Source organism: Amycolatopsis sp. NPDC104775, assembly GCF_055583325.1.
Genome location: NZ_JBVJOE010000001.1, coordinates 1,598,471 through 1,610,863 on the forward strand (window position 1 = coordinate 1,598,471; position 12,393 = coordinate 1,610,863).

11 protein-coding genes are annotated in these 12,393 nt (G+C 69.3%); 4 read left to right on the forward strand and 7 right to left on the reverse strand.

The features are described from left to right. Positions 1-165 precede the first annotated feature (165 nt). The 5 genes from ACZ63D_RS07030 to ACZ63D_RS07050 form a co-directional block, all read right to left on the reverse strand. Entirely contained in the window at positions 166-1,335 is a 1,170-nt protein-coding gene (locus ACZ63D_RS07030; protein ID WP_465353347.1) for an ROK family protein, read from the reverse strand. 22 nt (positions 1,336-1,357) lie between these two features. Further along, positions 1,358-2,791: a sugar ABC transporter permease gene (locus ACZ63D_RS07035; RefSeq protein ID WP_465353348.1), complete on the reverse strand. Its 1,434-nt coding sequence runs from the start codon at positions 2,789-2,791 to the stop codon at positions 1,358-1,360. Between the two features lie 17 nt (positions 2,792-2,808). Next, complete coding sequence (locus tag ACZ63D_RS07040) at positions 2,809-3,582, reverse strand: ATP-binding cassette domain-containing protein (protein ID WP_465353349.1); 774 nt, start codon at positions 3,580-3,582, stop codon at positions 2,809-2,811. A 190-nt stretch (positions 3,583-3,772) separates the two neighbouring features. Continuing rightward, positions 3,773-4,909, reverse strand: a complete 1,137-nt coding sequence (locus tag ACZ63D_RS07045) for a sugar ABC transporter substrate-binding protein (protein ID WP_465353350.1) — start codon at positions 4,907-4,909, stop codon at positions 3,773-3,775. Between the two features lie 349 nt (positions 4,910-5,258). Next, positions 5,259-7,004, reverse strand: coding sequence for a DEAD/DEAH box helicase (locus tag ACZ63D_RS07050; RefSeq protein ID WP_465353713.1), 1,746 nt, complete (start codon positions 7,002-7,004; stop codon positions 5,259-5,261). 227 nt (positions 7,005-7,231) lie between these two features. Here ACZ63D_RS07050 and ACZ63D_RS07055 point away from each other — a divergent pair, with 227 nt between their 5' ends. Beyond that, positions 7,232-8,455: a YihY/virulence factor BrkB family protein gene (locus ACZ63D_RS07055; protein ID WP_465353351.1), complete on the forward strand. Its 1,224-nt coding sequence runs from the start codon at positions 7,232-7,234 to the stop codon at positions 8,453-8,455. Positions 8,456-8,457: 2 nt separating this feature from the next. Here the strand turns inward: ACZ63D_RS07055 and ACZ63D_RS07060 are convergent, their stop codons facing one another. Further along, positions 8,458-9,309 carry a hypothetical protein gene (locus ACZ63D_RS07060; protein WP_465353352.1) on the reverse strand — a complete coding sequence of 284 codons (852 nt, stop codon included), beginning with the start codon at positions 9,307-9,309 and terminating at the stop codon, positions 8,458-8,460. Positions 9,310-9,433: 124 nt separating this feature from the next. Beyond that, positions 9,434-9,676 carry a DUF3039 domain-containing protein gene (locus tag ACZ63D_RS07065; protein ID WP_020657970.1) on the reverse strand — a complete coding sequence of 81 codons (243 nt, stop codon included), beginning with the start codon at positions 9,674-9,676 and terminating at the stop codon, positions 9,434-9,436. A gap of 84 nt (positions 9,677-9,760) precedes the next feature. Here ACZ63D_RS07065 and ACZ63D_RS07070 point away from each other — a divergent pair, with 84 nt between their 5' ends. From ACZ63D_RS07070 to ACZ63D_RS07080, 3 genes are read left to right on the forward strand one after another with little or no spacing between them, the layout of a single operon-like run. Beyond that, positions 9,761-10,417, forward strand: coding sequence for an HD domain-containing protein (locus ACZ63D_RS07070; RefSeq protein ID WP_465353353.1), 657 nt, complete (start codon positions 9,761-9,763; stop codon positions 10,415-10,417). Positions 10,418-10,426: 9 nt separating this feature from the next. Next, positions 10,427-11,341: a pseudouridine-5'-phosphate glycosidase gene (locus ACZ63D_RS07075; RefSeq protein ID WP_465353354.1), complete on the forward strand. Its 915-nt coding sequence runs from the start codon at positions 10,427-10,429 to the stop codon at positions 11,339-11,341. Then, on the forward strand, positions 11,338-12,207 hold the full coding sequence (locus tag ACZ63D_RS07080) for a carbohydrate kinase family protein (RefSeq protein ID WP_465353355.1): 870 nt from the start codon (positions 11,338-11,340) through the stop codon (positions 12,205-12,207). The genes ACZ63D_RS07075 and ACZ63D_RS07080 overlap by 4 nt, the downstream gene beginning before the upstream one ends. Positions 12,208-12,393 lie beyond the last annotated feature (186 nt).

A 12,393-nucleotide genomic window follows, 5' to 3' on the forward strand; every position in this document is an offset into this window, starting at 1 on the left:
CCACACCACTGGAGACGAACCCTCCCTGCGGTTGGGGGGTGCTTGTCAAGGCATCTTTCCCGCCTTGACAAGCACCCCCGAACCGTCAGCACAATCAACCTTCGGGGTGCCCCACGCAACCACCGATTTTCACGTCCAGGTGCGGAACCGCCATCCAACCGGCCCTCAAACCGTGTCCAAAACCACCTCGAACGCCACCTCCGCAGCCCCCAGCAACTTCACATCCGCCCCCAACGCAGAACTGACAATCCGAGTCCCCCCAACCGCCCGAGACACCAGACTCCTCCGCCGAACCTCCTCGGCGACCGCCCGCATCACCGACTCCGGCAGCACCGTCAGCAAATCCCCCAGCACCACCAGCTCAGGCCCCAGCAGATTGACCACGTTGACCAACCCCAGCGTGAGCCACTCCGCGTACTCCTCCAGCCGGGAAGCGGCCGCGGCGGCATCCAGCCCCAGCTCCCGCAGCTCAACGAGAATCACCCCCCGGGGCGTGTCCTCCGGCAGCCCCAGCGCCCGGCACAACGCCGCCTCGCCGATCTCGGTCTCCCAGCACCCGCGGCTCCCGCAGTAACACCCCCGCCCGCCGGGCCGGATCGCCATGTGCCCGATCTCGCCGACATACCCCGCGCCGCCGCGCAGCGACGATCCCTGCGAGATCACCCCGCCGCCGACTCCGACGTCCGCGGACACGTACACCGAATCCGAAGACCCCCGTGCCGCGCCCCGCAAATGCTCCGCGACCGCGCCCAGTTCGGCGTCGTTGGCCACCAGCACCGGAGTCCGCAGCACCGCCGACAACCGGTCCCCGAGCGCGACATCGGTCCACCGCAGGTTGGGCGCCTCGTGCACCAGCCCGTCGGCCCTCCGGACCACCCCCGGCACCGACACCCCGACCGCCACCGGCTCGACGCCGAGGTCTCCGGCCAGCACCTGGGTCGACTCGATCACGTGCGTGATGACCTCGTCCGCGGTCCGCGTCCGGGCGTGCAGGTTCCAGCTGTTGCGGCCGAGGATCTGGCCGCCGAGGCCGACCAGCGCGATCGCGACGTGTTCCACCTGCAGGTCGACCGCGAGCACGACCGCGGCGTGCGGCTGCGGCAGGACCAGGAGCGAGGGGCGGCCCGCCCCTCGCCCCGGCCGCGGCACTTTCTCCTCGACCACGCCTGCCTCGGCGAGGCTGTCGACGAGCGTTTTGATGGTGCTCCGGTTGAGCCCCAGTTCGGTGGCCAGGGCAGCCCGCGTACTGGGCCCGCCGACGTGCAGCAGGCGCAACAGGGTCGTGCGGTTGTGCCGGCGCACCTCGTCCGGGCGGGCGACGGGCGGGCTGCTCACCGGCTCATCTTCCCATCAGCCCTCAGCGTGCCGACGCCTCAGCCCGCCGTCGCGACAGCGCGTCCACCGAAGCGGCCAGCAGCAGAACCAGACCGGTGATGATGTTGACCACCGCGGCCTTCTGCTGGAGCAGGCCGAGACCGTTGTTCACGATCGCCAGCACCGCACCGCCGATCACCGCGTCCATGATCCGGCCCTTGCCGCCGAACAGCGAGGTGCCGCCGATGACCGCGGCTCCGACCGCGAACAGCAGCGTGTTCAGACCACCGGACTGGCCGCTGACGGAACCGACCTTCGACGAGTACACGATCGCGCCGATCGCCGCGAACGCCGAGCTGATCACGAACACGCTGGTGCGCAGCTTCGGCACGTTGATGCCGGCCCGGCGCGCGGCTTCCTTGTTGCCGCCCACCGCGTACAGGTGCCGGCCGTACTTGGTGCGGTTGAGCACGTAGGTGCCCGCCACCAGAAGGACCAGGACGATCGGCACCACGTACGGCACGCCCGCGATCACGACGAGGTCGTTGGACGCCCGGTTGACGGTGAGCAGGTAAGTCGCGACCGCGGCGATGACCGCGACGGCTCCGACCTTCGCCAGCACGATCGGCGTCGGCTGGACCACCAGCCCGCGCTTCAACCGCGAGAAGTGCTGACCGAGCGCAAGCACCGCGTATCCGCCCGCCGCGACGACGAACAGGATCCAGCTGCCCGCCACCGAGAGGTTGCCGTTGGCGACCGCGTTGAGCGTGTCGCTCGTGCTGATCGGCAGCGTGCCGCCCTCGCCGACGAACTGCAGGATCACGCCCTGCCACACGATGAACAGCGCCAGCGTGACGACGAAGGACGGCATCCCGATCTTCGACACCAGGAACCCGGTGATGCAGCCGATCGCGGTGCCGGTGCAGATCGCGATGGCCATTTCGACCCACGCGTTGACCGGCGCGCCGACCAGGATCACCACGATGCCGACGAGCGAAACCGCCGCACCGGCCCAGATCTTCTGCAGCAGCGCCAGCACCACCGCGAGCACGAGGATCGCGATGAACGTGATGAAGACGCCGGTTCCCATGGCGCCCAGCAGGTTTCCGTTGCGGACGTAGTGCAGCGCCATCAGCGACGCGCACACGCCGGACGCGGTGCCCGCGGACAGGTCGATCTCGCCGAGCAGCAGCACGAACACGATGCCCATCGCGATGATGGTCTGCCCGGCCCCCTGCTCCAGCAGGTTGGCGATGTTGCGGAGGGTGAAGAAATCGCCGGAGAGCGCGCTGAACAGGATGGCGAGCACGATCACGCCGAGCACGGCGGGAATCGAGCCGAGCTGCCCGTCCTTCATCCGCGCGAAGTAGTCCTTGATCGCCTCGCCGGTGGACATCGAGGTGGTGTCGATGCCGAAGTCGGCGATCGCCCCGGCGGGCGCGTCCGGAGTCTGCGGCTTCTCGGAAGTTTCGGTCATGGCAGGTTCTTTCTCGCTCACAGCGCGACAGCTTCGGGACGGGCCAGGCCGAGGTCGCCCGATCGGCCCGCGGTGATGAGTTCGACGACCTGGGAGTGCGTCACGTCGCCGGTCTGGACCTCCGCGACCAGCCGGCCCAGGTAGAGCACCGAGATCCGGTCCGCGACCTCGAAGACGTCGGCCATGTTGTGGCTGATCAGCACCACGCCGAGACCCTGTTCGGCCAGCCGGCGCACCAGGTCGAGCACCTGCTTGGTCTGCGCGACGCCGAGCGCCGCGGTCGGCTCGTCGAGGATGACGACTTTGCTGTTCCACAGCACGGATTTCGCGATCGCCACGGTCTGCCGCTGTCCGCCCGACAGCGCGGAAACGGGCGTGCGGACCGATTTCACCGTGCGCACGCCCAGCGACGACAGAGTCTCGCGCGCGGCCTTCTCCATGCTGGCCTCGTCGAGCAGCCAGCTGCTGCCGCGCTCGCGGCCGAGGAACATGTTCTGCACGATGTCGAGGTTGTCGGCGAGCGCGAGGTCCTGGTAGACGACCTCGATGCCGAGTTCGGCGGCGTCCTTGGGGCCGCGGATGTGCGCGTCCGCGCCGTTGAACAGCACGGAACCGGTGTCGTACGGGTGAATGCCGGCGATGCATTTGACCAAAGTGGACTTGCCGGCCCCGTTGTCGCCGACGAGCGCGGTCACTTCGCCCGCCCGCACGGCGAAGTCCACGTCGTGCAGGACGTGGACCGGGCCGAAGCTCTTGTTCAGGCCGGTGATGTCGAGAATGGGCTCGCTCATGGGATTCGCTTGTCTCTCGCGTGGATACCGGGCCGGGACGCGCGTCGGGGGAACGCGTCCCGGCCCGGCTGCTCTTGCGGACAGTTGCTGATCCGGCCAAGCGGGCCGACCCCGAAGCGGCAGGCAGCCGTTGCGGCGAAGTCATCGGCCGTGGCTGTGGCCGGATCAGCGACTTTCGGCACAGTCGGCGTCAGGAGATGCCGTTTTCGGTGCACTTGGCGGCGAGGTCGCCGGTGCAGATGTCGGACGCCTTGACGTAGCCCTGCTGGACGACGGTCTTGATGTCCTTGATCGTGATCAGCTGCGGCTGCAGCAGCACCGACTTCAGGTCGCGGTTGTTCTTCGGGTCGTGCAGCTTGCCGGTGGCGATCGCGTCCGCGGCGGCCTTGTCGTTCTTGGCCAGCGCGGCGGCCAGCTTCGCGGTGTTCTCGGCCTCTTCCTTGATCGGCTTGAAGATCGTCAGCGTCTGGTCGCCGCGCAGGATCGCCTGCAGACCCGCCGGGGTCGAGTCCTGGCCGGTGACCGGGACCTTGCCGTTGAGCCCGTTCTTCTTCAGCACGGTGATGACCGCGCCGGCCAGCTCGTCGTTCGCCGCGACGACGCCGTCGACCTTGCCGTTGACCCGGGTGAAGATCTGCTCGAACGTCGTGCCGCCGACCTGGGCGTCCCAGTTGTCGATGGCCTGCTTCTGCACGAGGTTCAGCGCCTTGGAGTCGTACAGCGGCTTGAGGACCTTGTCGTGGCCGTTGGCGAACAACGTCGCGTTGTTGTCCGTCGGCGCGCCCTCGATCTGCACGACGTTCGCGCCCGGCTTGCTCTTGAGCGCGTCGGCCAGGCCCTGCGCCTGGATCTCGCCGACCTTTTCGTTGTCGAACGAGACGTAGTAGTCGGCCGAACCGCCGAGGCTCGGGCGGTCGTAGTCGATGACCGGGATCCCGGCCTGCTTGGCCTTGGCCTCGATCGCCGCGCCGACCGCCGGGTCGGACGGGGCGATGATCAGCACCTTGACGCCCGAGCTGATGAAGCCGTCGGCGAGGGTGGAGAACTTCTGGTTGTCGCCCTGGGCGTTCTGGATGTCGGCGCTGAAGCCCTGCGCGGAGAGCGCGGCCTGCAGCATCGGCTTGTCGAAGGCTTCCCAGCGGGCCGAAGTGGCGGTCTCCGGCAGGATCACGCCGACCTTGCCGCTGGCGCCGCCGCCCGCCGGGGCGGAGGCGGAGCTCTTGCTGTCCCCCGAGTTCCCGGAGCCCGCGCTGTTGGCGCCGCACGCCGAAAGCGCCAGGCCGGCGCTCACCGTCGCGGCGAGGAGGGTAAGGGTTCTGCTGCGCATCCTCGTTCCTTCTCCGATCATGCTCGCGGGGTGATCGGGAGGAGTCCCCGTGCACCGTCGCGGATATGTTGTGGCCGACAACATATGCCGCGGAACGGCTCTGCGGAAGATGGCGGGATCGAGTAACCGACACCAAATGGACACAGTTCGGCAACACGGCCCTCATCTGGCGGCTCGTCTGACGGAGTGACCCCGGCCACGCACCGAGCGTAACGAGAACTTGTCCGGTCTTGTCCGGTCCGAGGCACGACGGTGCCCGTTCAGGCGCCCGGATCGAACCGGACGAACCGTTCTACCAGGAGAAGGGGCGCACGGACCACGCCGTGCGCCCCGTTGCTCAACCGGAGAACTACCAGGAGCGCAGCGTGACGATGCGCTCTTCGAGCTGCTCCACCGTCGCCATCGCGGTGGGCGGGCCGCCGCACTGACGGCGCAGCTCGTTGTGGATCGCGCCGTGCGGTTTCTTCGTGCGGTGGTGGTACACGCCGACGAGGGCGTTGAGTTCCTTGCGCAGTGCGCCGAGCCGTTCGCTCACCGACTGCGACCGGACCGGCGGCGCGGCCGGCTCCTCGGCCTTCGGCTTGCGCCGCTTCTCGTCGGAGATCTGCTCTTCCTGCCGCTTGCGCAGCAGCGCGCGGACCTGGTCCGGCTCCAGCAGGCCGGGGAGGCCGAGGTATTCCTGCTCCTCGTCGGAACCGGAGAACACCGCGGTGCCGAACGAGTTGCCGTCGTAGATGACCTGGTCGAGTTCGGCCGAGGCGTGCAGCGAGGTGAACGCCTTCTCCTCCTCGCCCGGTTCGTCCTCGGTGCGGTTGGCCTGGGCGAGCAGTTCGTCGTCCCAGCCTTCCTTCTCCCGGTGCGGTTTGCCGAGCACGTGGTCGCGCTGCGCTTCCAGCTCGCTGGCCAGTTCCAGCAGCACCGGCACGCTCGGCAGGAAGATGCTCGCCGTCTCGCCCTTTTTCCGGGCCCGCACGTAGCGGCCGATGGCCTGCGCGAAGAACAGCGGGGTGGACGCGCTGGTCGCATACACGCCGACGGCTAGCCGCGGCACGTCGACGCCTTCGGACACCATCCGGACCGCGACGATCCAGCGTTCCTTGGTCTCGGAGAACTCCTTGATTCGCCCGGACGCCTTCGGGTCGTCGGAGAGCACCAGCGTCGGCGTTTCGCCGCAGATCCGCTCCAGGATCTTGGCGTAGGCGCGCGCGGTATCCTGGTCGGTGGCGATCACCAGGCCGCCCGCGTCCGGAATGCCCTGGCGCACCTGGCTGAGCCGGGTGTCGGCGGCCTGCAGCACCGCCGGGATCCATTCGCCCGCTGGGTCGAGCGCGGTGCGCCAGGCGCGCGCGTTCTGCTCCGCGGTGAGCGGTTCGCCCAGCCGTGCGGTGAACTCCTCGCCCGCGCTGGTGCGCCAGGACGCCTCGCCGGAGTAGGCGAGGAAGACGACCGGCCGGACCACGCCGTCGGCGAGGGCGTCCGCGTACCCGTAGGAGTGGTCGGCCTTGCTGCGCTGGAACCCGCCCGCGTCCGGTTCGTAGGTGACGAACGGGATCGGCGAGTCGTCGCTGCGGAACGGGGTCCCGGTGAGCGCGAGCCTGCGCACCGCGGGCGTGAACGCCTCGCTGGTCGCGTCGCCCCACGACTTCGCGTCGCCCGCGTGGTGGATCTCGTCGAGGATCACCAGGGTCTTGCGGTTCTCCGTGCGCACCCGGTGCAGCGTGGGGTGCGCGGCGACCTGCGCGTAGGTGACCGCGACGCCGCGGTAGTCCGACGACGTGACGCCGGTGGTGTTGCGGAAGTTCGAGTCGATCGGGATGCCCGCCGCCGCGGCCGAGGCCGCCCACTGGTGCTTGAGGTGCTCGGTCGGGGTGACGATCGTGACCGCCTCGACGGTGCGGTCCGAGAGCAGTTCGGCGGCGATCCGGAGGCCGAAGACGGTCTTGCCCGCGCCCGGCGTCGCGACCGCGAGGAAGTCCTTCGGCTTGCTCGACAGGTACTTCGTGAGCGCTCGGCGCTGCCAGGCGCGCAGCGGGCGCGCGGTGGAGTCCGTCGCTGCGGGCGGCGCCCCGAGGACCGGCTGGGTCGTCTCGGACAAAACTCGGTTCACCCCCTCCTCGGGCCGCTCGGCGCGGCCGTGACGTGCGAAAACCCCCACTGTGGCACCGGCTTCGCCGCCGGGCGCCGCGATGAGGGCACGTCGGCCAGCTTACCTTCCGAGTCCCCGGGCGCCCGCCACCGCCACGGGTGGTGTCCTCCGACACGCCCCGTCTCGGCGGGGGTGACGAGCCAAAACCGCGCGCATGGACCATGCTGGGACCCACCATGGGCGAGGTGACACCGGACGCTGGCGAGGCAGCGCCGAACGGCGAGGCGACGCCGAAGAAGAGCGTGCCGGAGAAGACCGTGCGCAGGGGGCCGTGGCGGCTGCTGACCCGCACGCTCGCGAAAGCGTGGGACGGCAACATCTTCTCCGAGGCCGCCGAGGCGGCGTTCTGGCAGACGCTGTCGCTCCCGCCGCTGCTGCTCGGGCTGCTGGGCAGCGTCGGGTTCATCGGCGAGTGGTTCGGCCAGAACGTGGTCACCGCGGTGCACGACCGGATCATCACCTTCAGCCACACCATCTTCAGCGCCAACGCGGTGCAGGAGATCATCGAACCGACGGTGAACAGCATCCTCACCGTCGGCAAGGGCGAGATCGTGTCCGTCGGCTTCGTCATCTCGCTGTGGGCGGGTTCGTCGGCGATGTCGTCGTTCGTCGACGCGATCACCGTCGCGCACGACCAGTACGGCGTCCGCAACGAGGTGTGGCAGCGAATCTTCGCGCTGCTGCTGTACCTGTGCGCGCTCATCGGGCTCGTGATCGGGCTGCCACTGCTGGCGATCGGTCCCGACTTGCTGCCGGAGTTCTTCCCGGTCGACTGGCGGCCGACGGTCTCGTCCTGGGTCGGCACGCTCTACTACCCGGTGCTGGGCGTCATGATCGCGCTGGCGTTGACGACGCTGTACAAACTCGCACTGCCGCGCCGGCTGCCGTGGCATCGCGGACTGCCGGGCGCGATCCTGGCCGGCGTGGTGTTCCTGGTGTCGAGCATCGGGCTGCGGATCTACCTGAACTGGATCACCAAGACCGGCTACACCTACGGCGCGCTGGCCGCGCCGATCGCGTTCCTGCTGCTGATGTTCTTCATCGGTCTCGCGGTGGTCGGCGGCGCGTACTTCAACAGCGCGATCCAGGAGCTGTGGCCGGCGAAGGCGACCCGGCGACAGCGGCGCAAATGGCGGCGGCTGGAGATGGAACGCGCGAACGAGCGGATGCGGGCTGAGGAGGGCCGCCGGCTGTGGGACCGCACGACGATGCCGTTGCGGCGGCCGAAACGGCACCCCGAAGACACTCAGGACACCGAGCACACTGGGGACGCTGGCCGCTCCGAGGCTGGCCGCGACGAGCTGAACCACTCCGAATCGGAGACAGTGCAGCTCGCGCGGCCCGAGCGGGCTTCGGAACAGCGCGGTTCCGGGCGTTCTCCCGGTTCGCAGCAGGGCTGACGTCAGCCCTGGCGGAACCGCCACGTCTTGCTGTCGAAGGCGATGCAGACGCTCGGCGACATCACGACCACGCGCAGGGTGCCGCCGTCGCGCTCGTCGTAGTCGATGCCCTCGACCTCGAAGTTGCCGCCGCAGCCGCTTTGCAGCGGAAGCTGGCCGAGCGAGGTGACGTGCCCGGTGACGTCGGAGCCGGAGACCGAGCCGGAGAGATCGACCTGCAGCAAGGGTTTGGTGGTGCCGAACAGGCTGCCGTCCGGGTCGTCGGACGAGCACATCAGCCGGGTGGCGGAGACGAAATCGCAGCCCTGGACGTCGCGCACCGGATGGTCGAGCCGGATCGCCGACGCGTACGGCAGGTTCTGGCCGGGGTCGGTGGCCGCGACGCCGGGCATCGGGTAGACGAGCAGGCGGTCCATCGTGCCCCACTCGCCGGACACCAGCCAGCGCGCGTCGGGCGACACCGCGGCGAACGAATTGTTGTTGGCCTCCCACGATTCCAGCGCGTGCTGGTAATCGGCGCGGGAGCCGTCCGGGGCCTCGACGCGGAAGAGCTTCGCGCCGCGGTCGTCGCGCTGGTAGGGCTCGACGTACCAGCCCCGCGCGGACCCCGGGTCGCCGATGTGGTTCCAGCCCTTCGCGGCCAGACCGGGGTCGACGGTGCCGATGCCGGTGTAGCGGATGCTGGTGCCCGACGAGCGTTCGACGGTCGCGAGCCCTTGGCTCTCGTCGAGCGGACGGGCGCGGTCTGAGCCGACCGTGGTCCATCCGGTCACCGCGTCGGCGGCGCCCGCCGCGACGGCGCTGAAGGCGGACAGCAGGACGACGAGGGAAAGCACGATCCCGGTTGCGCGCATGCGGGGACACTCCTGCGGGGAGGCGACTGGCCGGACTGCAGATCTACCAGTTCCTCCCCGGGTGCACAGCCACCGAGTGAAGGATTTTCACCTTTGTTCCCGCGCACCGGGGCGCGCGGGAAGCTCAGTCGTCGCCGCCGGGACGGAGGCCCTCGTAGATCTTCTTGCACTTGGGGCAGACCGGGGACCCCGGCTTGGGCGACTTCGTGACCGGGAAGACCTCGCCGCAGAGCGCCACGACGTGCGTGCCCATGACCGCGCTCTCGGCGATCTTGTTCTTGCGCACGTAGTGGAACATCTTCGGCGAGTCGTCGTCGGTCGACTCGGTGCTGTCGGTCTCCGGCTTGGTCAGCGTTTCGGTGCTCACGTCACCATCATGCCTCAGCGCCGCGCCCGCGGTCATGCCCGGCTAGGCTCGCCTGACCTGCCCAGGGACCCCTCAGGAGCCCGGATGCCGCACGATTCCGCACCCCGCTGGCACAGCTGCCTCACCCGGCTCGGCGGCGACCACCAGGTCGGCCAGGACGCCTGGGCCGACCTCGAAACGCGCTACACCGAACCGCACCGCCGCTACCACGACCTCGCCCACGCCACCGCCGTCGCGCAGGACGCCGAACAACTGGCCGCGGACCTGTCTCCCGACGAACGCGCCGTCGTCGTGCTCGCCGCGTGGGCACACGACGTGGTCTACGACGCCGTACCCGGCGAAGACGAACAGCGCAGCGCGGAATGGCTTCGTCGCTGGCTCACGCGCGCAGGGGTTGCCGACACCCACATCGATCGAGCCGAAGCCCTCGTACTCGCCACCGCCGCCCACGAAGCCCCCGAAGGCGACTTAGCTGCAGCAGCCCTCCTCGACGCCGACCTAGCCATCCTCGGCGCACCACCCGCCGCGTACGCGACGTACGTGGCCAACGTGCGCCAGGAGTACGGCCGCGACCCCGACGACGCCTGGGCGACCGGCCGCGCCGCGGTACTCGAAAGCCTCCTCGCCCGCCCCAAGCTGTACCTCACCGAAAGCGCCCGCTCACGCTGGGAAACCGCCGCGCGGGAGAATCTGCAGGCAGAGCTGACCCGATGCCGCAGTGCGCGTGGCGATCACAGATGATGTCCGTTCGTGACCACCCAGACCACTCCCCTGTTCGTCCACGAGGAAGTCGCCTCGGCGTTGCGTGACGGTCACCCCGTCGTCGCACTCGAGAGCACGATCCTTTCGCACGGCCTTCCGTACGGACGGAACCTCGACGTCGGCCGCCGAGTCGAGCAAACCGTGCGGGACGGCGGTGCCGTACCGGCCACCATCGCCGTGCTGGACGGACGGCCAGTCATCGGCCTCTCCCCCGCCGAACTGGAGCGCGTCTGCGCCCCGGACGCCGGCCTGGACAAGCTGTCCCTGCGCGACCTCGGCCCCGCGGTCGGCCTCGGCCGCTCCGGCGCCACCACCGTCGCCGGCACCTCGGCCCTCGCCGCGGCAGCCGGAATCGGCGTCTTCGCCACCGGCGGCCTCGGCGGCGTGCACCTGGGCGCGGCACAGAGCTGGGACGTCTCGGCCGACCTCGGCGTCCTCGCCAAGGTGCCGACCGTGGTCGTGTGCTCCGGCGTGAAGTCGGTGCTGGACATCGCCGCGACGCTGGAAGTACTGGAAACGAACTCGGTGCCCGTCCTCGGCTACCGCACTGATGACTTCCCCGCCTTCTACCTCCGCTCCTCCGGCCACCCCGTCGGCTGGCGCGTAGACGATCCGAAACAAGCCGCCGCAGTCATCTCGGCGCACCGCCGCTACGCGAATTCCGGTGTCCTGCTGGCAAACCCGATCCCGGAAGAGTCCGAAATGGACCGTTCCCTGCACGACCGGCTTTTGCAGGAGGGCCTGGCGAAACTGGCCGACGCCGACGTCCACGGCGCAGACGTCACCCCGGTGCTGCTGGAACATTTCCACACCGCCAGCGAAGGCGTCAGCATCGACGCGAACGAAGCTTTGGTGCTCTCCAACGCGAAACTGGCGACCGAAGTAGCGGTGGCACTGTCGTGACCGGAATCGTAGTAGTCGGCGACGCAGGCCTAGACGTCGTAGCCCGGCACGACCAACCCCTCCCCCACGGCGGCGACGCCCGCGCAGCAATCCGCTTCACCGGCGGCGGCGCAGGCGCGAACACCGCACTGTGGCTGCGTTCCCTAGGCGCGGAAACCACCCTGATCGCCCGAATCGGCAACGACTCCGGCGGCCGCCTGATCCGAGCGGAATTGGAAGCCGCAGGCATCCGTTGCGCCTTCGCGACCGATCCGGAGGCAGCTACCTGCTGCGTAGTCGTCCTAGTCGACGGCGAAGGCCAACGCAGCATGCTCGCCGACCGTGGCGCGAACAAACGCTTCGCCCCCGAAGACGTCACCCCAGACGCCCTTGCCGGTTCGACCCACCTGCACCTGTCCGGCTACGTCCTGCTCGACCCGTCCTCGCGCCCAGCAGGCCTCGCCGCACTAGCCGCCGCCAAAGAAGCGGGCCTGACCACCTCCGTGGACCCGCAAGCAGCAGCCCATATCCACGACCCAGCAGCGTTCTTGGACGACGTCCGCGGCACCGACCTGCTCATGCCAAACACCGAAGAACTAGTCGCCCTGACCGGTTCAGCGGACCCGTCCTCCGCCACCGAACTACTGGACACCGTCGGCGCAGTAGTAGTCACCGCAGGCCTAGGCGGCGCGAGCTGGATCGACAAAACCGGCGTCACCTCAGTCCCCGCAGTAGAAACGACCTGCGTCGACTCCACCGGCGCAGGAGACGCCTTCGACGCAGGCGTCCTCACCACCTGGCTAGCCGAAAAGTCCACAGTGGACGTACTACGCACCGGAACCCAACTGGGCGCACTAGCGGTAAGCCGCATCGGCCCCCAACCCTAAAACCGCACCAGCGCACCCAACCGGTCGAGGCACCCACACTACCCCCGCACCCCGATACGAAGCCACAATGCGGACGGCGGGGGGTTTTGGGGGGATCTTTTCCCCCCCTTCCAGCACCCCCCCCCCCTCCCCCCACCCTGGCGTTTGGGTGTCCTCCCCCCCCCCCCCGCGTAACGTCTCCCCCCA